The following is a 23573-nucleotide window of genomic DNA, read 5'->3' as shown; positions in this document are numbered from 1 at the left end:
TCCGACCTCGGTGTCTGCTTCACCGTCCGGAGCCCGCTCCACCACCCCACCGACGAGAGGAGAGGCGGATGGCATCCCCGTCCACCCCGCGGTCCCCGTCCACCCCGCTGCCCACGGGCGCCGGCGGCCCGCAGCCGGTCCTGGAAGCCCTGGACATCAGCAAGCGGTTCCCGGGCGTGCTCGCCCTCGACGGCGTCGCGCTGCGCCTCTTCCCCGGTGAGGTGCACGCCCTGATGGGCGAGAACGGCGCCGGGAAATCCACCTTGATCAAGGTGCTCACCGGTGTGCACCCCGCCGACGGCGGCACCATCCTCGTCGACGGCCGGCCGCACACGTTCGCAGACCCCCTCCAGGCGCAGCGGGCCGGAGTCAGCACGGTCTACCAGGAGGTCAACCTCTGCCCGAACCTCTCGCTAGCCGAGAACATCCTCATCGGGCGCGAACCGCGCCGGTTCGGTCTCATCAACTGGTCGGCGACGCGCGAGCGGGCGGCAGAGCTGCTGACGCGACTGGACCTCGACCTGGACGTGACCAGTCTGCTCGGTTCGCACTCCCTGGCGGTGCGGCAACTCGTCGCCATCGTCCGGGCGGTCGACGTCTCGGCGAAGGTGCTCGTACTGGACGAACCCACCTCCAGCCTGGATCGCGAGGAGGTCGCCCGGCTCTTCACCCTGGTACGGCGCCTGCGGGATCGCGGTGTGGCCATCCTGTTCGTCACGCACTTCCTCGACCAGGTATTCGATCTCTGCGACCGCGTCACCATCCTGCGGGGCGGCCGGCTGGAAGGCGAGTACCCCATCGGCGCACTCACTCCGGTGACGCTCGTGCGGCGCATGATCGGCGGAGAACTGACCACCTTCGACCAGTTGTACGGCCATGCCCACGAGGAAGCGGCCGAACGGGCGACCGGCGAGCCGTTCCTCCGCGCCCGACAACTGACCCGCACGGGCTCGATCGAACCGTACGACCTGGACATCCACGCCGGCGAGGTCATCGGACTGGCCGGCCTCCTGGGCTCGGGCCGCACCGAGGTGGCGCGCCTCCTGTTCGGCGCGGACAGCGCGGACGCGGGGGAAGTCAGCATCGAGGGCGAGAAGGTGCTCCTGCGCACCCCCCGCCACGCCATCGCCCGAGGCATCGCGTTCTGCTCCGAGAACCGCACGTCCGAGGGGCTGGTGGGCGAGCTCACGGTCCGCGAGAACATCATCCTCGCCCTCCAGGCCGCCCGCGGCTGGTCCAGGCCGCTGGCCCGAGGGAAACAGGACGAACTGGCCCGGCACTGGATCGAGGCACTGGACATCCGCCCCGCCGACCCCGAAGCGCAGGTACGCCACCTCAGCGGAGGCAACCAGCAGAAAGTCCTCCTCGCGCGTTGGCTGCTGACCACACCCCGGCTCCTGATCCTCGACGAACCCACCCGGGGCATCGACATCGGGGCCAAGGCGGAGATCCAAAAACTCGTGGCCCGCCTGGCGAGCGAAGGCACCGCCGTGCTGTTCATCTCGGCGGAACTCGAAGAGGTCCTGCGCCTGAGCCACCGCATCGCCGTGCTCCGCGACCACCGCATGGTGGCCACCCTCACCAACGACGACACCGTCACGCCCGAACGCATCCTCACGACCATCGCCACCGGAGCGGACTCATGACCCCCCAGCCCGCCAAGTCCGAGGCGGTCGGCGGAATCGGCGGACGACTGGCCGGCCACCGCCTGCTGTGGCCGACGCTCGTCCTCCTCGCCCTGCTCCTCGGCAACCTCGCCTTCCACCACGACTTCTTCTCCGTCCGGGTACGCGACGGACACCTCTACGGCAGCCTCATGGACATCCTCAGGTTCGGCGCGCCCCTCACCCTGGTGGCGCTCGGCATGACCCTCGTCATCGCCACCCGCGGCATCGACCTCTCGGTGGGTTCCACCGTCGCCATCGCGGGCGCCGTCGCCTGCGGGCACATCTCGACCGCCGCACGTCCTGGCAGCGTCACCACCATGCTCACGGCCGTAGCCCTCGCGCTCGGCGTCGCCCTCGTGCTGGGCCTCGCCAACGGCCTCCTGGTGTCCGGGCTGGGGGTGCAGCCCATCGTTGCCACCTTGATCCTCATGGTCGCGGGCCGCGGAGTCGCCCAATTGGTCACCGGCGGCCAGATCACCACGGTGACCAGCGCCCCCTACAAGATGATCGGAGGCGGCTACTGGCTGACCTTCCCGTTCGCCGTCCTCCTGGCAACGGTCCTCGTCGCGCTCACCGCCCTCATCACCCGTCGCAGCGCACTCGGCATGCTGATCGAGTCCGTCGGCGGCAATCCGGCCGCCGGCCGCCTGGTCGGCATCCGCGCCGGCGGTCTGCTCGCCATGGTCTACGTCTTCAGCGCGCTGTGCGCCGCCATCGCCGGTCTGATGATCAGTTCAAACGTCGCCAGCGCCGACGGCAACAACGCCGGTCTGTGGATCGAACTCGACGCGATCCTCGCCGTCGTCGTGGGCGGCACGGCCCTGACCGGAGGACGTTTCTCGCTCGGCGGCACCGTCCTGGGCGCCCTGATCATCCAGACCCTGTCCACCACCGTCTACACCCTCGGCGTCCCACCCGAGACCACCCTCGTCTTCAAGGCTTGTGTCGTCATCGTCGTCTGCCTCGTCCAGTCCCCGGTCTTCCGGGCCAAGGTCCTGCGCCGCCGCGGGACAACCACCCCCCGATCCCACACCACGTCGGGCGCCGCCCCCCACCAGCAGGAGGTACGCGCATGAGTACCGGCATCGCGAGCGCCACCGCGCTGCTCACCCGCCCCTTCGCGGCCGTGTCCTCGCGCACCCGCACCCGGATCCCACTGATCGTCACGTCCGTCCTGCTGATCGTCATGTTCGGCATCGGATCGGTGCGCTACGACGGCTTCCTCTCCGCACAAGTCGCGCTGAACCTGCTGATCGACAACGGATTCCTCCTGGTCGTCGCGGTCGGGGCGACCTTCGTCATCCTCACCGGCGGCATCGATCTGTCCGTCGGCTCCATGGCGGCCCTGTCGACCGTGCTCACCGCCTGGCTGGTCGAGTCGCACGGCTGGCCGCCGGCCACGGTCATCCCCCTGGTCCTGCTGGTCGGCGCCGCGAGCGGGACGCTCATGGGCTGGATCATCCACACCTTCGAGATCCAGCCGTTCATCGTCACTCTGGCCGGCATGTTCCTCGCCCGCGGCCTCTGCTACACGATCAGCACCGCGTCCATCACGATCAGCGACCCCACCACCACGCGGATCGCGCAGACGCGGCTGTACGGTCCGGGAGGACTGTTCGTCTCGATCCCGGTCCTCATCGCCCTGGCCGTGCTGCTGATCGCCTTCGTCGTACTGCACCACACGCGCTTCGGCCGCAACGTGTACGCGCTGGGCGGCAACGAGTCCTCCGCACGCCTGATGGGTCTTCCGGTGGGCTCCACCAAGATCGCCGTATACGCCGTCAGCGGCCTGTGCTCCGCACTCGGCGGCGTTCTGCTGACCTTCTACATGCTCTCCGGCTACGCCCTCCACGCCATGGGCATGGAACTCGACGCGATCGCCGCCGCCGTGATCGGCGGCACGTTGCTGACCGGCGGTTCCGGCTTCGTCCTGGGCACCGCCCTCGGCGTGCTCGTCCTCGGCATGATCCAGACGGTCGTGAACTTCCAGGGAACACTCAGCTCGTGGTGGACCCGGATCGTCATCGGCGCGCTGCTGCTCGTGTTCATCGTGCTGCAACGTCTCATGAGTGGCCGCCGCCCTGCCGCCGACTGACCTGACGGCCCCGCGACGCGGCAGCCCCGTGCCACCGCCTCCGACGGTCCTTCCGCGCCCGGGCGAGCCGTACCGGTCCACCACGATCCACAGGTTCACCACGGTCACCGCCCGAGCGGGGCGGCGCCGACCCGATCCGCGGTCGCCGGGCGGTCGGGGTCACTCCCCGGGGGAAGGACTCCTGCGGGCCGTACTGGCGCGCACGATGAGCTCGGGCGCCACCACCAGGTGCGTCGACTCGTCGGTCCGGCCCTCGATGTGGTCCAGGAGCAGCCCGATGCTGTCACGGCCGAGCGACGCGAAGTCCTGACGGATCGTCGTCAGCGGGGGTGGGAAGAACTCCGCCTCGGGGATGTCGTCGAAGCCGGCGACCGCCACGTCCTCCGGCGTGCGCAGACCCGCTTCCCGAAAGGCCCGCAGGACACCGAGGGCCATCTGGTCGTTGGCGACGAACACCGAGGTGAGGCCGGCTCCCCGCCCCCGTGACGCCCGGACCCGCCCCGCGAGTTGCTGGCCGGCCTGGTATCCCGACAGTGGACTCCAATCGCCGCGCAGCAGGGGCGGCACCTCGGCGCCGGCCTCCCGCAGCGTGTCTTCCCACCCCTGCGTGCGGGCTTCGCTCTCGAGCCAGTCGGGAGGGCCCGCGACATGCCACACGGTGGCGTGGCCGGAAGCGAGCAGGTGCTCCGTGATCAGCCGAGCGCCGAGGTTCTGGTCCAGCGACACCCCCGGCAGGTCCAGGGTGTGGCCGCCTTCCACGGTGACCACCGGGCACGGTGCTTCCAGTGCCGCCAGGGCCCTGACCGCGGCGCGTTGGGGGGTGACGGCGACGATCCCCTCCACGCCCCAGCCGGCGAGGTGCCGCATGGCTTCGGCGAGGGCTGTCTGCGTGGCGGTCCGCAGCGTGACGGCGGACGTGAGATAGCCGCGGTCCCGAGCCGCCTCCTGAACTCCCGCCAAGGTGCTGGCGGGTCCGTGCAGAGTGGTGTTCACCGCGATGACGCCCAGCGTGTGGGTCCGGCGGGTCGCCAGAGCCCGGGCCGCCGAGTTACGGCGGTACCCCAACTGCTCGATGACCTGTGTCACCGCGGCCCGCGTCTTGGCGCTGACGTTCGGGTGGTCGCTGAGCACCCGGGAGACGGTCTGGTGGGAGACGCCGGCTACGCGCGCGACATCCGTCATCGTGGGCGCCCGCGAGACGTCCGGGAGCTGGGGCAACTGTCTTCCTTTCCTCGCCGAGCGGCCTTCCCTCAAGGTACCGAACCGGCCCCGGCCCGCACACGTGCCGGACCGATCGGAAGATGGTCGAGAGGGCGGGCGGTGTTGGCGCTCACATTATGCGTTCCACTGACGCATATTGTGGGCAACAATCTCACCTTGCATCTTGAGATTCTTACTTGTTAGCGTTCACAATTTGAGCGGGCAGCTGCGGTCGCGCAGCCGCGATGCCTGGCGCGGCACCGGGGGCCTGGCCGACGCCGGTCCCGAGAAACCGCCGCGCATGTCGGAGAGACGGTGAGAGCGAAGTGAGCAAGACCCTCCTCAAGGACCTCCGGCGCGAGGTCCTCGCGGCCAACCTGCGCATACCGGAGGCCGGCCTGGCCACCCTCACCTGGGGAAACGTCAGCGGAGTAGACCGAGACGCCGGCGTTTTCGTCATCAAGCCGTCCGGGGTCTCCTACGCCGACCTCACCGAGGAGGACCTGGTGGCGGTGGCGCTGGAGGACGGGCGGGTGGTCGACGGGCACCTCAGGCCGTCCACCGACACCGAAACCCATCGATGCCTCTACCTGGCGTTCCCCACCATCGGCGGCGTCACCCACACGCATTCGGCGCACGCCGTCGCGTTCGCCCAGGCGCGCCGCGCGATCCCCGTGCTCGGCACGACGCACGCCGACACCTTCAACGGGCCCGTCCCCGTGACGGCGGACCTCACCGCCGAGCAGTGCGCGCGGGACTACGAGTACAACACCGGGCAGGTGATCGTCGCCCGGCTCGACGGTGACCCCCGTCGGGCAGAGGAGGTCCCCGGAGCGCTCGTCTCCCGACACGGCCCCTTCACCTGGGGTGCCACCGCGAACGCCGCGCTGGAGAACGCCATCGTCTGCGAGGCCGTGGCGGAGATGGCGCTGCACACGCTGGCACTGGGGTCCCGCCTCGGGGACACCTCCGAGCCACCGAGGCATCTGCTGGAGCGCCACTTCACCCGTAAGCACGGGCCGGGCGCCTATTACGGCAACGGCAACGTTCCCACGCCCGGGGCAGCTGAGGCCGTGCATCGCCTCGGCGACGCATGATCCGGCCACACCGTCCGACAGTCACGGCTCGTCCTGCGGCCGGTCCCGACCGATGCGGATTCTTCCGGGAAATCGCTCGACTGAACCCGGTGCCCCGCGCCACACTCCCCCCATGGCAGCCGGCATGTGGGCACGTCCGTGCGGAGATCGCGGACACACGTGTGGGGTCCACGCACCCTCTCTGCGGCGCTGCCTCGGCGCCCCCGACCGCGAGCGGGCCTGCGACTGCGCCCTGTACTGGCGCGAGGACGAGCCCGTAGACGACCGCCCCGGCCCGCAGCCCTGCGAGGAGGCGGGGCGTCCCGGACCGCACTGTGCCGGTGCGTGACCCAGCCGTCCCCCTGGCAGACCGGCGAGCGGCTGGTGTGAAGGACCCCCTCGGCTAGTCACGGTGCTCGTCCTGGAGCATGTGGCGACGTTCCTGTTCGCGCTTGGAGTAGGCGGCTGCCCGGATCGCCTCGTCGGTCTCCAAGCCTGATCCCAGCGCTCCGCCCACCGTGGCAGTCGACGCCACGAACCATGACAACGTCAGGTACTCCGTCGCGTGCAACGGGGCCCGTGTCATGGAAGCGAACACTTGGTCGTTGAGGATGAACAGCGCCCAAACCAAGTTGATGACCGTCAAACCCACGTAGCACACGAGCACCCCGATACCCACGGTCATGACCGTCGAGGCGTTGTAGAGCCTCGCCCTCTGCCTTCCCTCCGGCGAGCCGTCCGCCGAGCGATGCCACAGTTCCGCGTCCACGATCAGCCAACCGATCATGATGCCGACGGATCCGACCATGGCGATCACGAGGCGTGGCGTGCTCAGGGCCTCAGCCAGGCTCCAGACGGTGGAGTTCACGGTGGCGACGGCTCCCGTGGCGAGGGCGGCCGCCAGGGCTTTCGACAAGCCCGGTACCAATCGCCACGGGCGGTTCGCCCGGACCATGCCGAAGAGCACCCGCAGGTAGCCGCGCGGCCCGCTGAGGACGTACCGGAGGTCGGTGGGCTCCTCCGCGGCGACCGGGCCGGGATGAATGGGCGTGAGACGACCGGCGAAAGGCGCCAGTAGCCGCGGGCTTCGCGGAGCTCCTTCCGTCCCGGTGGCTTGCGGACCCCCCGCCAAGCCGAGCACGGCTTCTTCCACGAGCCGCCGGGCCCTCGTCTGCAGCCGCAAGCCCCCCAGTGAAGGAAGGGACAGCAGCGCCAAGCCGTGTTCGTGACTCAGATTCACCACGAGCTTGTGTCCGTGCGAGTGCAGCGGAAGGTCGGTGAGGGCCACGACGATGTCCCAGTTCTCCGCGCTCCCGCGGTCGATGATCCGGCGCATCAAGGTGGGCGGGTCCTCGCTCCCCGCGGTGAACGGCTCGCTGATCACCTCGACGTCGAACCGTCGCCCCTGGCCCGACTTGTCGGCGAGGCGCGCGGGAAGTGTCCGGGCCATGCGCTGCGCGATCTCCGTCGGCGCGTCCGGATCCGCCAGCAGAGCCACGACCGTAACGCCCTGGGACGACACCCGCATCACCGGACCTTTCTCGTCGGGTCCCCCTAGCGCCAGGAGACGGACCGGGCCGTCACCGGCCGTGGCCCTTCGGGGCCCGCGGGGCGGACCAGGTTGCCTGCCTTTTCCCGGTGCTCGTGCACGAGGCGGATCGCCATGGCACCCTCACCGGCCGCCGAGGCCACCCGTTTGACCGAGCCGCTCCTGACGTCGCCGGCGGCGAAGACCCCGGGAAGGGTGGTCTCCAGCAGCAATGGACCACGGCCGAGCGCGTCCCACCGATTCGCGTCGGCCGTCGCCCGGGCGTCGGCGCCGGTGAGGACGAAGCCCTTTTCGTCCAAGGCCAGCACGCCCCTGAGCCAATCCGTTCGAGGCCGGGCCCCGATGAACACGAACAGCGCCGCCGCCCGGAGTTCGCGGCGCTCACCGTTCGCGTTGTCCTCCACGACCAGCGACCCCAGCTCGTCCTCCCCGCGGACGCCCCGGACCTCGGTATGGAGGAGCACTTCGATCTTCGGGTGCCGTTCCACCTGGTCCACCAGGTAGCGCGACATGTCCGCGTTGAGGTCACCGCCGCGGACCAGAAGGTGGACCCTGGAGGCGTGGTTCGCGAGGAACAGCGTCGCCTGCCCGGCGGAGTTCCCGCCGCCGACCACGGCGACCGGATTCGCCTGACAGAGACTGGCCTCGTGGATGGTCGCCGCGTAGTAGACGCTGATGCCCTCCAGGCGGTCGATGCCGGGCACCTCCAGCCTGCGGTACCACACGCCCGAGGCGAGCACCACGGCGCCCGCCCGCGCGCGGGACCCGTCCGTGAAGGTGACGACGTACTCGTCGTCCTGCGGAGTGAGCCCGTCGACCTGGGCCGGCACCATGAGGCGGGCCCCGAACTTGTGGGCCTGAACCACCGCCCGGTCGACGAGTTCGCCCCCGGAGATGCCCGACGGGAATCCAAGGTAGTTCTCGATGCGGGACGAGGTGGCGGCCTGGCCTCCGGTGGCCACGGCGTCGACAGTGACCGTGGTGAGGCCGTCGGAGGCACCGTACACGGCGGCGGCGAGTCCGGCGGGGCCCGCACCGACCACCATCACATCGCACCGCCCGGCGCCCGGTGAGGGGGCGGGCAGCCCGATGAGCCGGGCGAGTTCGGTGTTGCTCGGATTGCGCAAAACCCGCTCCCCCTTCCAAAGGACCACCGGAGTCTCTTCGGGAGAGATGGAGAACCGACGTAGCAGCGCCTCGGCCTCCTTGTCCTTCTCCAGATCCAACCAGCGGTGCGGCAGCCGGTTGCGGGCGGCGAACTCACGCAGCCGCAGCGTGTCCGGTGAATAGCACGACCCCAGGATCCGGAAGCCGGCGCCGAGGCCGATGAGCAGGTACCTGCGGCCCAGGTAAGCGCGGAGGATCAGGTCGCCGAGGACGGGGTCGCGGCCGACCAGGGCGCGTTGCCGCTCCACCGGTACGGCCAGGATCTCGCCCGCCTCACGGACCACGGCGGTGTCGAACGCCGCCTCGCCCTCCAACAGCCCGAGTTCACCCAGGAACCTGCCGGGCCCGTGCACCGCCACCGTGCGCTCCTCCGGCCCGCCGTGGTCCTGGAGGATCTCGACGGTCCCGCCGAGGATCGCGAGGAACTCCCGGAACGGCTCGCCCTCGCGGTACAGCACCTCGCCCTCGGTGGTCCCGCGGCGCTCACCGTGGGCGGTCAGATCCCGGAGCTGCTCCGCTGTCAGGCGCGGGAACGCGCCGTGTCGGTCCGGTGTCTCGCGGACCGCACCGGGCCCGTGCTCGGCCGCGCTCATCAGACCGGGGCCTCGTGGACGTAACACCAGCGCCAGTCCTCTCCCGGCTGGAAGGACCGCACGACGGGGTGCCCCGCGCCGCCCGCGTGCCGCCTGGCGTGCTTGAGGGGCGAGGAGTCACAGCAGCCGACGTGCCCGCAGGTGAGGCAGAGCCGCAGGTGCACCCACGGGGAATGCTCCCTGAGGCACTCCTCGCAACCCTCCGGGGTACGCGGCGTCACCGGGCGCACCATCGCCAGGTGCGGGTCGGGAATCGTGGCCATACGGGTTCTCCTTCCGCGAGTGGGACCGCTCAGGCGCGGCCCGCCATCGCCTGCTCGACCCACGAGCGCAGGACGTGCGCGGGTGCCGCGCCGGCCTGTCGGGCGACCGTCTTGCCCCGGTCCAGGACGAGCAGCGTCGGCACCGCCTGCACTTCGAACCGCCGGCTGACCCGCGGGTTCTTGTCGATGTCGACCTTGACGAGCTTGATCCGTCCGGCGAGCTCCCGGGCGACCTGTTCGAGGGCGGGGCTGACCATGCGGCAGGGGCCGCACCAGGTGGCCCACAGGTCGACGACGGCGGGCTGGGTGGCATGGTCGGCGACTTCCACGAAGTCGTCGTCACCCGCGTCGACGATCCAGGGCAGGGGCTGCTTGCAGTGGCCGCACCTGGGGCGTCTTTCGGCGGCCACCGGAATCCGGTTGCCCCGCCCGCAGTTCGGGCAGGTCACCGTCGTCGTCCGGGTGGTGTTCACGCCGCCCTCGCTTCCTCGGCCCCCTCCTGCCGGTCGTAGGTCACCACCAGCTCGCCGTGCTGGGCGTCGACGCGGACCGTCGCGCCGTCCTGAACGTCGCCGCGCAGCAGGGCGCGCCCGACCAGAGTCTCGACCTCGTGGGAGATGTAACGCCGCAGCGGCCGGGCCCCGTACACCGGGTCGTACCCCTGGTGGGCGATCAGCTCCCGTGCCTCCTGCGTGAGTTCGACGGCGATGCGGCGTTCGGCGAGCCGCCGCCGCAGCTCGTCGAACTGCAACTCCACGATCCGCTCGATCTGCCGCTCACCGAGCGGCTTGAACAGCACGATGTCGTCGACGCGGTTGAGGAACTCCGGGCGGAAGTGTCCGCGCAGTTCGCCCATCACCAGGGCGCGGGCGTCCGGCTTGATCTCGCCCTCGGCGGTGGCGCCGTCGAGGAGGTGCTCGGAGCCGATGTTGGACGTCATGATGATCACGGTGTTGCGGAAGTCGACGGTACGGCCCTGAGCATCGGTGATCCGGCCGTCGTCGAGGACTTGCAGCAGGGTGTTGAAGACATCGGTGTGCGCCTTCTCGATCTCGTCGAACAGTACGACCGAGTACGGCTTGCGGCGTACGGCCTCGGTGAGCTGGCCGCCTTCCTCGTAGCCCACGTATCCGGGTGGCGCGCCCATGAGCCGGCTGACGGTGTGCCGCTCCTGGTACTCGCTCATGTCCAGGCGGACCATGTTCTCCTCGGAGTCGAAGAGGGCCCGGGCGAGGGTCTTGGCCAGTTCGGTCTTCCCGACACCGGTGGGGCCGAGGAAGATGAACGAGCCGATGGGGCGGCGCGGATCGCGGATGCCGGAGCGGGCGCGGATGATGGCGTCGGCGACGAGCTTGACGGCCTCGTCCTGGCCGATGACGCGCTCGCGCAGGATCTCGTCGAGGCGCAGCAGTTTCTCGCGTTCGCCCTCCTGGAGGCGGGCGACGGGAACGCCGGTCCAGGCGGCGACGATCTCGGCGATCTCCTCCTCGGTGACGACCTCGCGCAGCAGCCGGTTCTTCCCTTGTTTGGCGGCCAGTTGCTCCTCCTCGGCGGCCAGTCGGCGCTCCAGGTCCTGGAGCCGGCCGTAGCGAAGTTCGGCGGCGCGGTTGAGGTCGTAGGCGCGTTCGGCCTCCTCCGCTTCGAGGCGGACCTGTTCCAGCTCCTGGCGTAGTTCCTGCACGCGCCGGATGCCTTGTCGTTCGGCCTCCCACTGGGCGCGTCTGGCGTCGGCCTCGCCCCGCAGGTCGGCCAGTTCCTTGCGCAGTTCCTCCAAGCGGGCTTTGCTGGCTGGGTCGGTCTCCTTGGAAAGGGCCGCCTCCTCGATCTCCAGACGGGTGACGCGCCGGGTGAGCTCGTCGAGTTCGGCGGGCATCGAGTCGATCTCGGTACGCAGCCGGGCGCACGCCTCGTCGACGAGGTCGATGGCCTTGTCGGGCAGGAACCGGTCGGTGATGTAGCGGTGGCTGAGGGTGGCCGCGGAGACCAGCGCGGTGTCCTGGATCTTCACGCCGTGGAAGACCTCCAGGCGTTCGCGCAGTCCACGCAGGATGGAGATGGTGTCCTCCACGCTCGGCTCGTCGACGAGGACCTGCTGGAACCGGCGTTCGAGGGCGGCGTCCTTTTCGATGTGCTTGCGGTACTCGTCCAGGGTGGTGGCGCCGATCATGTGGAGTTCGCCGCGGGCGAGCATCGGCTTGAGCATGTTGCCCGCGTCCATGGCCCCTTCGGCGGCGCCCGCGCCGACGACGGTGTGGAGTTCGTCGACGAAGAGCAGGATGCGCCCCTGGGCTGCCGTGACCTCGCTGAGCACGGCCTTGAGGCGTTCCTCGAACTCACCGCGGTACTTGGCGCCGGCGACCAGGGAGCCCATGTCGAGGGCGAACACGATCTTGTCGCGGAGTCCTTCGGGCACGTCCCCGCGGACGATGCGCTGGGCGAGGCCCTCGACGATGGCGGTCTTGCCGACGCCGGGGTCGCCGATGAGGACCGGGTTGTTCTTGGACTTGCGGCTGAGGATCTGGGTGACTCGACGGATCTCGGCATCCCGGCCGATGACCGGGTCGAGCCTGCCGTTCCTGGCCTCGACGACGAGATCGCGGCCGTACTTCTCCAGAGCCTCGTAGGCCACTTCGGGGTTGGCGGAGGTGACGCGCTGGTTGCCGCGGACCCCGGTGAGCGCGCCCAGGAACGAGTCCCGGGTGATGCCGGCCTGCTTGAGCAGGCGCCCCGCGGCGGTCGACGACCCCTCCTCGGCCAGGGCGAGCAGGAGGTGCTCCACCGACACGTACTCGTCCTTGAGGCGTTTGGCCTCCCGTTCGGCGGCATCGAGCAGGCGGGCGAGGCGCTGGGTGACGAAGACCTGACCGGGTGCCGCGCCGGGGCCGGTGACCTTCGGGCGGCGGGAGAGCTCCTCGCGCACGGCGGCGCGCAGTTCATTCGGCTCGGTGCCGGCCTGTTGCAGCAACCGCGGGATCAGACCGTCCTCCTGATCGAGAAGCGCGAGCAGCAGGTGTTCCCCGTCGACCTCGGTCTGGCCCAGGCGGACGGCAGCGGTCTGGGCCTCCTGGAGGGCTTCCTGGGACTTCTGGGTGAGACGGTTCATGTCCATGGGGGTGTTTCACCTCTCGTGCCGCGGCCGCGCAAGGCGGCTTCAAGCAGGCTGATGCGGTCGAGTAGGTCGAGCACCAGTCCGATGGATGCGTAGTTGAGGCAGAGCCCGGAGCGCAGCCGCTGGATGCGGGCGAGGACCGCCGGGGCCGTGGGGTCGAACACCAGGTGCCCCGCCGCGTCGCGTTCGGCGTCGACCAGACCGAGGGTGACGAACCGGCGGATCAGATCGGGGTGGAGGCCCGAGCGACGGGCCACGGCGTGCAGGGAGAGCCTGGGGACGGGCACGAGCGCGTACCGGACAGTCGTCGAGGCGGTGACTTCGGCCCCCGTTCGTACCGGACGGCCGCCCACCCCGGCGCCGCCCATGCCGGCCGCTCCTGCGGATCGGTCGTTCATCGCGTCCTCCTGGGGTCGAACGACGAGGCGGCGGCGAGTTCCTCGAACAGTTCGCGCTCCCGATCGCCGAGGGTGGGCGGCACCATGACGCGCAGTTCTGCGTACAGGTCCCCGTTCGTGCCGCGCGGGTTCGGCATGCCCTCGCCGCGCAGTCGCAGTCGCCGTCCGCTGGACGAGCCCGCGGGCACCGTGACCTTGGCCGTGCCACCGCCGGGGGTGGGCACCGGCACGGTCGCACCCAGGGCCGCCTCCCAAGGGGCGACCGGGAGCCGGACGTGCACGTCGCGGCCGTCCAGCCGGAACCGGGGGTGGGGTTGGACGCGCACCCGCAGGTAGAGGTCGCCCGCGGCGGCGTCACCACTGCCCCGGCCGCCCTCGCCCGCCAGCCGGATGCGCTGCCCGTCGGTGACGCCCGGCGGCACGTCGACCTCGTACCGCCGAGGCTGCCCGGTGGGGCCGGCGAGCGTGACGGTGCGACGGCCGCCCCTGTACGCCTCCTCGACGGTCAGCGGAAGCTCGGCCTCCTGGTCGGCTCCCGGTACACCGGCGCGGGCGGCGCCGCCTGCGAAGATCGAGCCGAACAGGTCCTCGATGTCGATGTCCTCCGCCGCGAAGTCGTCGCCGAAGCCGGTGGTGTACCGGACGCGGGGGCCGCCCGCGCCCGTGGTCCTGCGCGTGCGGAAACCGCCGCCGCCCGCTCCGGCGGCGACCCGTTCGTCGAAGTCCTCGGGGACCTTGCGGAAATCCTCGCCGAAGCGGTCGTAACGGGCCCGCGTCTTCGGGTCCGACAGGACGCTGTACGCCTCGTTGAGGTCCTTGAAGCGTTCCTCCGCATCCGGGTCCTTGTTGACATCGGGGTGGTACTTGCGAGCGAGCTCGCGGTATGCCTGCTGGATCTCGTCCTGGCTCGCGGTCCGCGACACGCCCAGCACCTCGTAGAAGTCGCGTGCCATGACCGCTCACTCCCGCTTCGCGACGGTCACGGCGGCGGGCCTGAGCTGTCGGTCGGCGTCCCCGTAGCCCGGACGCAGCACCTCGACGACCGTGCCCGGTGCGGCGTCGGGCTCCTGGACGACGCCGACCACCTCGTGCCGGGCCGGGTCGAAGGCGACGCCGGTCTCCGCGTGGCGCGGGTAGCCGAGCAGTTCCATGACGTTCACCGCCTGGTCGCGGACCGCCCGGACGCCCTCCACGATCGCGCCGGGGTCGGCTCCGGCATGCCTCATGGCGAGTTCGAGGTTGTCGAGGACGGGCAGGAAGGCGGCGGCCGTACGGGAACGCTCGACCGTCCGCTCCCGCTCCAGTTCCCTGGCGTGGCGCTTGCGCAGGTTGTCGAGGTCGGCGAGTGCGCGCCGCCAGCGGTCCTGCAGCTCCTGTATCGCGGCCGTGTACTCGTCCTCGGACGGTGCCGGGCCGCCGGCCGCGTCCGGGCCCGGTTCCTCGTCCGTGGCGGGCCGCGGCCCGGTCGGCGGGGCCGAAGGCGGAAGATCCCCGTGGGGAGGGCGTACGGAGCCCTCCGGAGCCGGGTCGGCCCGGTCCGGCACGGCCGGGTCGGGTTCCGTGGGGTGGGTCGGCATGGCGCTTCCTCAGTCCTTGTCGAACTCGGCGTCGATCACATCGTCGTCACCGCCGCCGCCACCGCCACTCGTGGGACCACCGGTCGCGGCGTCCTGGCCGGGACCGCCCGTCGCGGCCGAGCCCTGATGGGCCACCAGCCCGGCGAGCACCTGCTGGAGTTCCGAGGTCAGGGGCCGTACGCGCTCGACGCCCGCTTCTTCCTTGACCGCCGCCCGGGCGTCGGACACGAGCATCTCGGCGCGTGCCTTCTCGTGCGCCGGCGCCGCGTCGCCGAGTTCGGCGAGGCGCTTCTCGACCTGGTACGCGACGGCGTCGAGCTCGTTGCGGGCGTCGACGGCCTCGCGGAGTGCCTGGTCCTGGCCCTGATTGCGCTCTGCCTCCTGGACCATGCGTTCCACCTCACCGCGGTCCAGGTTGGAGCTCTCGCTGATGGTGATGCCCTGTTCCTTGCCGGTGTCCCGGTCGCGGGCCGTGACGTTGAGGATGCCGTTGGCGTCGACGTCGAAGGTGACCTCGATCTGCGGTTCGCCCCGCGCCCCCGGCCGGATGTCGGTGAGCTGGAACCGGCCGAGCACCCGGTTGTCGGCGGCCCGCTCGCGCTCGCCCTGGAGGACCACCACATCGACGGCCGGCTGGTTGTCCTCGGCGGTGGAGAAGGTCTCGGTGCGGCGCACCGGGATGGTGGTGTTCCGCTCGATGATCTTCGTCATCACTCCGCCGCGCGTCTCGACGCCCAACGACAGGGGCGTGACGTCGAGCAGCAGGACGTCCTTGACCTCGCCCTTGAGCACCCCGGCTTGGATCGCGGCGCCCAAGGCCACGACCTCATCGGGGTTGACGCTCATATTGGGGTCCTTGCCGCCGGTCAGTCGGCGCACGAGACCCTGAACAGCGGGGATGCGGGTGGAGCCGCCGACGAGGATGACCTCGTCGATGTCGCTCTCGCCGACCTTGGCGTCGCCCATGGCCTGTTGGACCGGTCCCAGGCACCGCTCCACGAGATCGCTGGTGATCTGCTCGAACGTGGACCGCATGATCGAGTCGGTGAGGTGCTTGGGGCCCGAAGCGTCGGCGGTGATGAACGGTAGGCTGACCTGCGTCTGGGTAACCGAACTGAGCTCGGTCTTGGCCTTCTCCGCCGCCTCGAACAAGCGTTGCAGCGCCTGCGCGTCCTGACGCAGGTCGATGCCGTTCTCCTTCTGGAAGTCGTCCGCGAGGTAATCCACCAGACGCCGGTCGAAGTCGTCGCCGCCCAGGTGGCTGTCGCCGGCGGTGGAGCGCACCTCCACCACGCCGTCGCCCACGTCGAGGATGCTCACGTCGAAGGTGCCGCCGCCCAGGTCGAAGACGAGTACGGTCTCGTGTTGCTTCTTGTCCATGCCGTAGGCGAGGGCCGCGGCCGTCGGCTCGTTGATGATCCGCAGCACCTCCAGCCCCGCGATCCTTCCGGCGTCCTTGGTGGCGGTGCGTTGAGCGTCGTTGAAGTAGGCGGGCACCGTGATGACTGCCTCCGTGACCCGTTCCCCAAGCTGCTTGGAGGCGTCGTCGGCGAGTTTGCGCAGCACCTGTGCGCTGATCTCCTCAGGCGCGTACAGCTTGTCGCGCACCTTGAAGCGGGCCGCCCCTCCATCGCCCTCGACGACGTCGTACGCCACCGCTTTGGCCTCGTCGGAGATCTCGTTGAAGTGCCGGCCGATGAACCGTTTGGCCGAGTAGATGGTGCCCTTGGGGTTGAGGATCGCCTGGCGCCGGGCCAGCTGGCCCACCAAGCGCTCGCCGGTGTCGGTGAAGCCCACCACCGACGGTGTCGTGCGGTTGCCCTCGCTGTTGGGCACGACCGACGGCTCGCCGCCCTCCCACACGGCGATCACCGAATTGGTCGTGCCCAGGTCGATTCCCACTGCCTTGGCCATGAGGAACTCCTCCCGGCGCGGCGGCCCACGCCGACTCTCCGGATCACGTTCGTTCAGGTGCGGGTGCACCTCCGCCGTGCATGTGGCGCGTTTGTCAGCCGTACGCCTCGTCGGCGACCGCGTCGTCCACGACGACGACCTCGTACCGTCTCGGCTGCATCGAGCCGGGCGAGGCGAAATCGCGGCGACCGCCCGCCAAGGCGTGCGGCAGCATGCCGAACAGTGCGCCGACGATCGCTCCGAAGATCAGCCAGTGAAGGTGCGGAGGAGCGGGCTAAACGACGGGGTCGAGCCGGTTTACAAAGGCCGGCCGGCCAACCCATCAGGACACCGGTGAGCGCACCGATCGCCGCTCCCTGAAGGGCGGCCCTGCTGTGGTCCATCCAACGTATCACCTGCTCTGTCACCCGCACGCCCTGGCCGACGGTCGCCACCTCCTCCACGCGAACCCCCTGGTCGGAGGGGTTCCTCGACAGTGCGTTCGGTCTCCCGGCCCTGCCGCCCAACCACCGATCCCCGGGCCGGGCGGCGTCCCGCCGATGCGTCATCCCGCGGGCTGACGTGAGGCTCCCCCGTGCGGAGCGCGGTACGGCCTCGGGGATGACGACCGGGCGCCGAGGAGCGAAGAGGCTGATGCCATGACAGCGACCGACGGACTTCGTCCGACCATGACTGCGCACGGCACCGAACGACCGGTCCCGCGTTGGGCTTCCGTCACGGCCCGTGCGATTCCTTTGCTGCTCTTGCCGCAGTGCTTGTGGCGGTTGCCGTTCGCGTTCGGCTTCGAGATGGGGCTGGACGCGGACGGGGCGATGCCGGCGTCGTTGTGGGTGTCCGTGCCCTACGTCTTCGGGCTCAGCTTGATCACGGAGGGGTTGGCGCTGCTGTCCTTCGGGTTGGTGCGGGGATGGGGCGAGGTCGCCCCCGCGTGGCTGCCGTTCGTCGGCGGGAAGCGGATCGCTCCCTTCGCGGCGATCATCCCCGCCGCCCTCGGCGGCCTCGGCGCGACCGCGTTCTGGGCACCCGTGCTGCTGAGCTGGTTCGGCATGGGTGACGCGGCCGGGTTCAGCAGTGGCGGCTGGGAGACACTCGCCCGCCTCTGCATCACCCCCGGGATGCTGTGGGGTCCGCTCGTACTGGTGCTGACCTACGCCTACCACACGCGCCGTTGCCGCCCGACCAGGCGCCATGGGCGCAGCGGCGGTTCCGCGGCTGCCTGAACGCATGTCCCGGGTTCGGGCGGGCGTCACGGTGACATCCGGCCCGCGCCCACCCGCACCCGGCGCGGCGGATCTCGCCGAACAAGGGCCCCCGCCCTACCCGACCCTCACCTGGTGGGGGCAACACCTCCCCACCACAGACTGACGCGCGACAACCGTTGACATCTCTCCTCGGGCCGTGGGGCGGGCGTGGCGCCGCCCCACGGACTCGGGCATGCCGGATGCGTGACGACAAGCCGGCGCCGGTCCGGACCACCGCGTTGCGTCGCAGTGCCAGTCGGCGCGAGGGCCAGGACCGTCCCACCGGCCGACTCTGTGGTGCCTTTGGGTCTTTGTGTGTGGTTCTTGGCCATTGTGTGTTGCCGGGTTGCTTCTTGATCGTTTGAGGGGGTGGCGTACGTGTGGTGGGGGCCGATGGGGTCCCTGGCGTACGGCCGTGTTCGAAAGGCTGTGGATGATGCCGGGTCGTGGTGTGTGGTCGGCTGGTGCGCTGGTGTCGGCGGCGTTGGTGCCCGCGGTGTTGGGCGGGGTGCCGGCCCAGGCGCGCCAGGGGTCGGTGCCGGTGCTGGAGCGGGTCAGTCCGGTTGGGACCGTGGAGGTGGCCGATGACAAGTCGTGCTTCACGTTGACGGTCAAGGGCCGTGGGTTCACCCCGGATGTCGTGACGGAGAAGGACGGCGAGGAAGCGCACTCGTCGGTCATCACGCTGGATGTCGGTACCCACGAGGCTGATCCGCGAAAACCAAGCGGTCGCGGTGGAAGACTTGGCGGTCAGGGGACTCGCCCGCACGCGCATGGCCAAGTCCGTACACGACGCCGGATGGTCGGCGTTCGTGACAATGCTGGAGTACAAGGCCGCCCGGTACGGGCGCACCCTCGTGCGCATCGGGCGTTTCGAGCCGACCTCTCAGGTGTGCTCGCGGTGTGGTGTCAAGGACGGCCCCAAGCCCCTCCACGTCCGCATCTGGCAGTGCCAGGCATGCAGCGCGTGGCTGGACCGGGACATCAACGCGGCGGTCAACGTCGCCAAGGCCGCAGGGCTTGCGGTATCAGCCTGTCGAGCGCGGGTAAGACCGGGACCTGTCCCGGCACAGCGCGAAGAAGCAGGAACCCACCGAGACGGTCAACCGACCGTGGTAGGAATCCCCTCCCGTTAGGGAGAGGAGCGGAAGTCAAAAGGCCCTGAACACCGGCTGTGTGTGCTGGGCGCGCGCACCCCCGCTCGGGCCGGCTGTTCGAGATCCAGTTCCACACCCCGGCGAGCAAGCACGCCCAGGAGGCCACTCACAAGCTGTACGAGGAGCAGCGGCTGCCCTCCACCAGCCCGGAACGCAAGAAGCAGCTCCAGCGGGAACAGGACGCGATCTTCGCGGCCGTCCCCGTTCCCGACGGCGCCGACTCCCTCACGGCCCCCGTCACCCGGCCCCGGCTCGTTCCCGCGTAGCCGGGCCGGCCCGACTCCTGTCGCTGTTCGAGTCCGATTACCTCTCCGTCGAACGCGCAAAAATCTGTCTTGCTCGGAGTAGACATTGGGCGGTGTTGTGGTTATGGTTTCTCTCGTAACCAGCAAGGCCGAAGGGCCCGGCAGAGACGAACTGCCGGGCAAGCAGTACGCAGTACCCGCAGGTGCAGTACCCGTAGGACGGTGCGGCGGCGGAGTTCCGGAGCCAGGGTTTGTGCAGGACGGTGACGGGACTGGCGGTCGGACCGGGTGGCCCGCAGTGATCAGGGGCCGCCATGAGCAGGACCGCAGTGAAGTTGGTATCGGCAACACCCTCGGTGAAGGCGTCGGCTGCGGGCGCGCGCATCGGGAAGTCCGGCAGTGGGGTTCCAAGCCAAGAGCAGACGCAGGATGGGCGACGGGGCTGGCTGCCGGAGGAGTGGCGCTTGTCCAGGCCACTGAGCAGTTCGCAGTAGAGCAGTACCAGCAGTACCAGCAGTACGCAGTTCAGGTAAGTGAGTAGTTGATCAAGAGGGAAGAGCGGAGGGACGAGCGCCATCAGGATCGCCCGGGCGTGAGCGTGAGAGCCCGGGTACCGCAGGACATCGATAGTGAGGTGGTCTCCGGTCAAGCAACCGCGATCCCCGTACCCCCGACGGCATGACGGTCGGGTGGGCGGAAACAGGAAGCCGGCGCAATGTCAGGGCCGGCAGATGGTGTAGCAGTTCCTTCGGGGCCCTGGTGCCGTACGGCACCAGGGCCCCTCCACGCGTTTTCCCAAGGCATTCACGCAGAAGGTGAAAGTGACAGCAGACGCCTCGTTCGACCGTCTCGAAGACGACGACTACCCCGCCTACACCATGGGCCGGGCCGCCGAACTCCTCGGCACCACCCAGGGCTTCCTCCGCGCCATCGGCGAAGCCCGCCTCATCACCCCGCTCCGCTCCCCGGGCGGACACCGCCGCTACTCCCGCTACCAGCTGCGCATCGCGGCCCGCGCGCGGGAACTCGTCGACCACGGCACCCCCATCGAGGCCGCCTGCCGCATCGTCATCCTCGAAGACCAACTCGAAGAAGCCCAACGCATCAACGCCGAATACCGCCGCGCCGCCGCCACAACGGGCACCCCGACGACCGCCGCCTGAAGCCAGGGGGCACGGCTCGTCGGTCTGAAGAGGCAGACCGGCCCCGGTGCGGCAGGCGGGCGTAACCCGGGCAGGTCAAGATCGTTGGCCGGGTATGAACAACACGAAGCGTGTACTTGCCGCCGTCGCCCTCGCGGGGGCAGCCCTGTCGTTCACGGGAACCGCAATGGCTGATCAGGTCGACGGTCTCGGCGATATCGGGAGCGTCGCACGGGACGAGTCGTTCAACTTCAACTCGCAGACTTTGGGTGACTCGGTGAACAACGGGATCGGCAATGTGATCAGCGCCGGGGCTGCCTTCGAAGGGGTGGACGGCCAGTCCTTCTAGAGGTCGTCCCGCTCGGCCCCAGCCCGTGCGCGCCCCGGTACAGACCGCCGCCCCTGTGCCGGTGCCAGACCTCGGCCGCCCCCGGCCGCCCGAGTCGGCCCCCCGGATGGATGACCTCGGGCTCACTGCCACGCTTGGGGAAACCCCAGGACGTCTCGCCGTCGAGTGCGACCGTGGCGGAGCCTCCGCGGTCGCCCGGCACCAGGACCGGACCCCCAGCATGTCTGCCACCCTCGCCGACACCCGCAGGTTCCCTTTGGGGAAGCACTGACCTCGGTTCACCCCTGCGACCGCACGACACAGCAGCGGATAGCAGGTGCCTCCTCCCGACAACGTGCGGACCTACCGACCCGGGGAGAGGGGAAGGGCCCCTGCTAGTGTGCGCCGATGTCAACGATCAAACAGTTCCAAGTGACCTTCGACTGCGCGGAACCCGCGCGCCTCGCCGCCTTCTGGTGCGAGGTGCTGGGGTACGTCGTACCGACGGTCCCGGAGGGCTTTGCCACATGGGGGGAGTACCACCGCTCGCTGCCGCCCGAGGACGAGATCTACTTCGCGTGTACTGATCCCTCGGGTGTGGCCCCGCGCCTGCTCTTCCAGCGAGTTCCCGAAGGCAAGGTCGTCAAGAACCGGGTGCATCTCTGTGTGCGGGCCGGCGCCGGGCTCGTGGGTGACGAGCGCCTGGCCACACTCGAGGCCGAATGCGCACGGCTGATGGCGCTCGGCGCGAAGCACGTGCTGACGCAGCGCGCCGATGGCGTCAACGAGTCGTGCATCACGATGCAGGACATCGAGGGCAACGAGTTCTGCCTCGACTGATCCTCTTCCGAGACTGCGAGGTGTGGAGCCGTCTCCCGGGGACCGCTCAGGTCCCGGCATGCGGCGGGAGTGGTCCCGTGAGAGCGAGGTTGTGCAGGCGGCCAACCCCGTGCATCGCGTCGCGCACACCGTCGCCTCCCAGGCGGCAGTCGCGCAGGATCTTCCAGGTCTTCATCCGGGCGAAGGCGTGCTCGACGAGGGCGCGAACCCGTTTGTGGTCGTGGTTGTGTTCGGCCTGCCAGTCGGTCAGTTCGCCGCCTCGGGGCCAGGCGGTGCGGGATGACGAGGCCGGTTCCGGGGTAGCCGCCGTCGGCGATCGTGGTTGTCGGCATCCGACCGCACAACCTTGCATCGCGGGGCAGCGACCGTCCCAAGGAGAACAGCAGTTACGGCACGATTACCTGACGATTAATCAGTAGGGGTTGAGTCATGGTAAATCCCCTATGCCTTCGACATGCTGCGCCGTCATATTCGTTCCAGATTGCCCCGCTCATCTCGTTGCACCCATCAGGGGGAAGGCAGGAACATGGGCAAATTCAGGTATGGCACCACGGCGTCGGCCATCGTGCTGGCCGCCTTGGGATCGCTCGCGGCCGTGGGAGGCACGGCCCACGCGGAAGCGGGTCAGGACACCATCACCATGCTGAAGCAGGAGAAGACCCAGTGGTGCTGGGTCGCCTCCGGGCTGACCATCGCCAAGTTCCAGGGCTTCGGCTCCACACAGACGGACTTCTGCAACCGGGCCCAGCCTTATTACGGCTGCAACAACCAGCCCGCCACACTCGATGACATGGCCAAGGGCTGGAGCAGTCTCGGCATGGCCCACACCGGTTCGGCCCTGAGCAGCGCCGCCACGTTCAACCAGGTGTACACCGACGTCAAAGCGGCCCGGCCGATCGGTGCTCGCATCGGGTGGGCGTCCGGCGGGGGCCACATGAACGTGGTCTACGGCTTCGACACGTCGAACAACACGATCGCCGTGGCCGACCCGTGGCCGGACACCACCACCTACACGTGGTGGAACTACAACGACTACGTGAGCAACAGTTCGTCCAAGTGGACCCACTCCCGCATCGGCATCTCCCGCTGAAGGCAGGCGACATGCGCGACACCAAAACGTCCAGCAAGCGGGCGGACTCTCGCTTCTCCCGCCTGTCCATCGTCATCGCTCTGAGCGCGTCCGCACTGCTGTCCGTCGTGGGTCCGGCCCATGCGGCCCCCGCCAAGGACCCTCTCCCCGCCGACATCCCGGACTATCAAGCCGCCCTGGACGCGGTGAAGTCCACCGACGTGCGCAACGCCGTTTGCCGGTTCCTGAACACCCCGGTGCCCACCGGCGGCGCCGGCGGTCCGGTGCAGACGATCCCCGAAACGGCCGAACCGTGCCAAGGCCTCCCGACCTTCTCGATCAAGGACCCGGTGGCACGCAACGAGATCACCCCCGGGTTCGTCGCGGGCACCGCCAGGCCACTGCCCACCGAGGCGATCAAGCTGACGCAGCTGGTCTCCTCGCTGAGCATCACCGTCAACGGACGCAACGCCACGGTCATGCTGGCCCCCACCCAGGGCGGCGGCTGGCACTTGGCGGCCATCCGCGACGGCGAGGGCGACGCCACATACGCCGGCAAGGCAACCCTGGGCACGCTGGTCTTCACCGAGCCGCAGATCCGAGGCTGGTACCAGCTCAAGCTCACCACTGTCGAGCCACTCAACGACGAGGCCCGGCAAGGCGTGGGCGGCCAGGCGTCGATCTCGCTCGGCGACTACCAGAAACTGGTCAAGGCCCGCTACGCCGACAAGCTGCCCGGCTCGGCGTACGACACCAACGGCTACTCCAGCGGCTACAGCCCCCGGCGCACGGCGGACGACGCCTCGTCCTCCACCCTGCTACTCGCCGGCGGGTCCAGCGCGGCACTCGCCCTCGCGGGTGGGGCCGTCCTCCTCCGTCGGCGCCGGCGCGCAAGCACCTGCTGAACCCGACCCCTACGCCTCCGTCCCGGCCTGGAAGCAGT

The 23573-nt window shown here is 69.8% G+C and carries 20 protein-coding genes and 3 pseudogenes; 12 read left to right on the top strand and 11 right to left on the bottom strand.

Annotation, left to right across the window (positions count from 1 at the left end; genetic code table 11):
• The first annotated feature begins 68 nt into the window (after positions 1–68).
• From ACFVXJ_RS00875 to yjfF, 3 genes are read left to right on the top strand one after another with little or no spacing between them, the layout of a single operon-like run.
• The gene (locus ACFVXJ_RS00875) at positions 69–1646 is read left to right on the top strand and encodes a sugar ABC transporter ATP-binding protein (protein WP_389656465.1); all 1578 of its coding nucleotides are present in this window, start codon (positions 69–71) and stop codon (positions 1644–1646) included.
• The gene (locus tag ACFVXJ_RS00870) at positions 1643–2743 is read left to right on the top strand and encodes an ABC transporter permease (RefSeq protein ID WP_389656462.1); all 1101 of its coding nucleotides are present in this window, start codon (positions 1643–1645) and stop codon (positions 2741–2743) included. The genes ACFVXJ_RS00875 and ACFVXJ_RS00870 overlap by 4 nt, the downstream gene beginning before the upstream one ends.
• Entirely contained in the window at positions 2740–3762 is a 1023-nt protein-coding gene (gene yjfF, locus ACFVXJ_RS00865; protein ID WP_389656459.1) for a galactofuranose ABC transporter, permease protein YjfF, read from the top strand. The genes ACFVXJ_RS00870 and yjfF overlap by 4 nt, the downstream gene beginning before the upstream one ends.
• Positions 3763–3921: 159 nt before the next feature.
• On the opposite strand, the gene ACFVXJ_RS00860 is transcribed toward yjfF, so the two are convergent.
• Complete coding sequence (locus tag ACFVXJ_RS00860) at positions 3922–4944, bottom strand: LacI family DNA-binding transcriptional regulator (RefSeq protein ID WP_389658541.1); 1023 nt, start codon at positions 4942–4944, stop codon at positions 3922–3924.
• Between the two features lie 344 nt (positions 4945–5288).
• Between ACFVXJ_RS00860 and araD the strand changes: the two genes are divergently transcribed.
• A complete protein-coding gene (gene araD / locus ACFVXJ_RS00855) occupies positions 5289–6059 on the top strand; it encodes an L-ribulose-5-phosphate 4-epimerase AraD (protein ID WP_389656456.1) in 771 nt (256 codons plus the stop codon).
• A 382-nt stretch (positions 6060–6441) separates the two neighbouring features.
• Here araD and ACFVXJ_RS00850 read toward each other — a convergent pair whose 3' ends face one another.
• Genes ACFVXJ_RS00850 through dnaK form a run of 9 tightly spaced genes read right to left on the bottom strand, consistent with a single transcriptional unit; the run spans position 6442 to position 16608 of the window.
• On the bottom strand, positions 6442–7536 hold the full coding sequence (locus tag ACFVXJ_RS00850) for a hypothetical protein (protein WP_389656453.1): 1095 nt from the start codon (positions 7534–7536) through the stop codon (positions 6442–6444).
• Between the two features lie 56 nt (positions 7537–7592).
• The gene (locus tag ACFVXJ_RS00845) at positions 7593–9347 is read right to left on the bottom strand and encodes an FAD-dependent oxidoreductase (RefSeq protein ID WP_389656450.1); all 1755 of its coding nucleotides are present in this window, start codon (positions 9345–9347) and stop codon (positions 7593–7595) included.
• Positions 9347–9610: a UBP-type zinc finger domain-containing protein gene (locus ACFVXJ_RS00840; RefSeq protein ID WP_389656447.1), complete on the bottom strand. Its 264-nt coding sequence runs from the start codon at positions 9608–9610 to the stop codon at positions 9347–9349. The genes ACFVXJ_RS00845 and ACFVXJ_RS00840 overlap by 1 nt, the downstream gene beginning before the upstream one ends.
• A gap of 29 nt (positions 9611–9639) precedes the next feature.
• The gene (gene trxA / locus ACFVXJ_RS00835; RefSeq protein WP_389656444.1) at positions 9640–10083 is read right to left on the bottom strand and encodes a thioredoxin; all 444 of its coding nucleotides are present in this window, start codon (positions 10081–10083) and stop codon (positions 9640–9642) included.
• Complete coding sequence (gene clpB / locus ACFVXJ_RS00830; protein WP_389656441.1) at positions 10080–12719, bottom strand: ATP-dependent chaperone ClpB; 2640 nt, start codon at positions 12717–12719, stop codon at positions 10080–10082. The genes trxA and clpB overlap by 4 nt, the downstream gene beginning before the upstream one ends.
• Positions 12710–13117 (bottom strand): chaperone modulator CbpM, encoded by a 408-nt coding sequence (locus tag ACFVXJ_RS00825; RefSeq protein ID WP_389656438.1) that lies wholly within the window; start codon positions 13115–13117, stop codon positions 12710–12712. Before ACFVXJ_RS00825 ends, clpB begins: the two co-directional genes overlap by 10 nt.
• Complete coding sequence (locus tag ACFVXJ_RS00820; RefSeq protein ID WP_389656435.1) at positions 13114–14070, bottom strand: DnaJ C-terminal domain-containing protein; 957 nt, start codon at positions 14068–14070, stop codon at positions 13114–13116. Before ACFVXJ_RS00820 ends, ACFVXJ_RS00825 begins: the two co-directional genes overlap by 4 nt.
• A gap of 6 nt (positions 14071–14076) precedes the next feature.
• A complete protein-coding gene (gene grpE / locus ACFVXJ_RS00815) occupies positions 14077–14694 on the bottom strand; it encodes a nucleotide exchange factor GrpE (RefSeq protein WP_389656433.1) in 618 nt (205 codons plus the stop codon).
• 9 nt (positions 14695–14703) lie between these two features.
• The gene (dnaK, locus tag ACFVXJ_RS00810; protein WP_389656430.1) at positions 14704–16608 is read right to left on the bottom strand and encodes a molecular chaperone DnaK; all 1905 of its coding nucleotides are present in this window, start codon (positions 16606–16608) and stop codon (positions 14704–14706) included.
• A 743-nt stretch (positions 16609–17351) separates the two neighbouring features.
• Between dnaK and ACFVXJ_RS00805 the strand changes: the two genes are divergently transcribed.
• The 6 genes and pseudogenes from ACFVXJ_RS00805 (at position 17352) to ACFVXJ_RS00780 (ending at position 21561) form a co-directional block, all read left to right on the top strand.
• Entirely contained in the window at positions 17352–17828 is a 477-nt protein-coding gene (locus ACFVXJ_RS00805; protein ID WP_389656427.1) for a hypothetical protein, read from the top strand.
• A gap of 722 nt (positions 17829–18550) precedes the next feature.
• A pseudogene (locus ACFVXJ_RS00800) lies at positions 18551–18985 on the top strand (RNA-guided endonuclease TnpB family protein); the annotation flags it as partial.
• A 19-nt stretch (positions 18986–19004) separates the two neighbouring features.
• A pseudogene (locus tag ACFVXJ_RS00795) lies at positions 19005–19272 on the top strand (ATP nucleotide 3'-pyrophosphokinase); the annotation flags it as partial.
• An 800-nt stretch (positions 19273–20072) separates the two neighbouring features.
• Positions 20073–20414: a MerR family transcriptional regulator gene (locus ACFVXJ_RS00790; RefSeq protein ID WP_389656424.1), complete on the top strand. Its 342-nt coding sequence runs from the start codon at positions 20073–20075 to the stop codon at positions 20412–20414.
• A gap of 94 nt (positions 20415–20508) precedes the next feature.
• Entirely contained in the window at positions 20509–20742 is a 234-nt protein-coding gene (locus ACFVXJ_RS00785) for a hypothetical protein (RefSeq protein ID WP_389656421.1), read from the top strand.
• A 387-nt stretch (positions 20743–21129) separates the two neighbouring features.
• Complete coding sequence (locus ACFVXJ_RS00780; RefSeq protein ID WP_356176229.1) at positions 21130–21561, top strand: VOC family protein; 432 nt, start codon at positions 21130–21132, stop codon at positions 21559–21561.
• A 46-nt stretch (positions 21562–21607) separates the two neighbouring features.
• On the opposite strand, the pseudogene ACFVXJ_RS00775 reads toward ACFVXJ_RS00780, so the two are convergent.
• A pseudogene (locus ACFVXJ_RS00775) lies at positions 21608–21887 on the bottom strand (transposase family protein); the annotation flags it as partial.
• A gap of 200 nt (positions 21888–22087) precedes the next feature.
• Between ACFVXJ_RS00775 and ACFVXJ_RS00770 the strand changes: the two are divergent.
• A complete protein-coding gene (locus tag ACFVXJ_RS00770; RefSeq protein ID WP_389656418.1) occupies positions 22088–22651 on the top strand; it encodes a papain-like cysteine protease family protein in 564 nt (187 codons plus the stop codon).
• 11 nt (positions 22652–22662) lie between these two features.
• Positions 22663–23535, top strand: a complete 873-nt coding sequence (locus ACFVXJ_RS00765) for an LPXTG cell wall anchor domain-containing protein (RefSeq protein WP_389656415.1) — start codon at positions 22663–22665, stop codon at positions 23533–23535.
• The last annotated feature ends 38 nt before the right edge of the window (positions 23536–23573 follow it).

Origin of the sequence: Streptomyces sp. NPDC058279 (assembly GCF_042881255.1) — a bacterium.
GTDB lineage: Bacteria > Actinomycetota > Actinomycetes > Streptomycetales > Streptomycetaceae > Streptomyces.
The sequence above is the reverse complement of the archived record's forward strand: the minus strand, read 5'-3'. Positions and strand labels throughout refer to the sequence as shown.

What these genes read in the sequence shown, in the direction of transcription:
- ACFVXJ_RS00870 (WP_389656462.1), top strand. Translation starts at nt 1,643, where the DNA reads ATGACCCCCCAGCCCGCCAAGTCCGAGGCGGTCGGCGGAATCGGCGGA.
- ACFVXJ_RS00765 (WP_389656415.1), top strand. Translation starts at nt 22,663, where the DNA reads ATGCGCGACACCAAAACGTCCAGCAAGCGGGCGGACTCTCGCTTCTCC.
- ACFVXJ_RS00860 (WP_389658541.1), bottom strand. Translation starts at nt 4,944, where the DNA reads ATGACGGATGTCGCGCGCGTAGCCGGCGTCTCCCACCAGACCGTCTCC.
- ACFVXJ_RS00845 (WP_389656450.1), bottom strand. Translation starts at nt 9,347, where the DNA reads ATGAGCGCGGCCGAGCACGGGCCCGGTGCGGTCCGCGAGACACCGGAC.
- ACFVXJ_RS00875 (WP_389656465.1), top strand. Translation starts at nt 69, where the DNA reads ATGGCATCCCCGTCCACCCCGCGGTCCCCGTCCACCCCGCTGCCCACG.
- ACFVXJ_RS00770 (WP_389656418.1), top strand. Translation starts at nt 22,088, where the DNA reads ATGGGCAAATTCAGGTATGGCACCACGGCGTCGGCCATCGTGCTGGCC.
- ACFVXJ_RS00785 (WP_389656421.1), top strand. Translation starts at nt 20,509, where the DNA reads ATGAACAACACGAAGCGTGTACTTGCCGCCGTCGCCCTCGCGGGGGCA.
- dnaK (WP_389656430.1), bottom strand. Translation starts at nt 16,608, where the DNA reads ATGGCCAAGGCAGTGGGAATCGACCTGGGCACGACCAATTCGGTGATC.
- ACFVXJ_RS00820 (WP_389656435.1), bottom strand. Translation starts at nt 14,070, where the DNA reads ATGGCACGCGACTTCTACGAGGTGCTGGGCGTGTCGCGGACCGCGAGC.
- ACFVXJ_RS00825 (WP_389656438.1), bottom strand. Translation starts at nt 13,117, where the DNA reads ATGAACGACCGATCCGCAGGAGCGGCCGGCATGGGCGGCGCCGGGGTG.
- ACFVXJ_RS00840 (WP_389656447.1), bottom strand. Translation starts at nt 9,610, where the DNA reads ATGGCCACGATTCCCGACCCGCACCTGGCGATGGTGCGCCCGGTGACG.
- clpB (WP_389656441.1), bottom strand. Translation starts at nt 12,719, where the DNA reads ATGGACATGAACCGTCTCACCCAGAAGTCCCAGGAAGCCCTCCAGGAG.
- ACFVXJ_RS00780 (WP_356176229.1), top strand. Translation starts at nt 21,130, where the DNA reads ATGTCAACGATCAAACAGTTCCAAGTGACCTTCGACTGCGCGGAACCC.
- grpE (WP_389656433.1), bottom strand. Translation starts at nt 14,694, where the DNA reads ATGCCGACCCACCCCACGGAACCCGACCCGGCCGTGCCGGACCGGGCC.
- yjfF (WP_389656459.1), top strand. Translation starts at nt 2,740, where the DNA reads ATGAGTACCGGCATCGCGAGCGCCACCGCGCTGCTCACCCGCCCCTTC.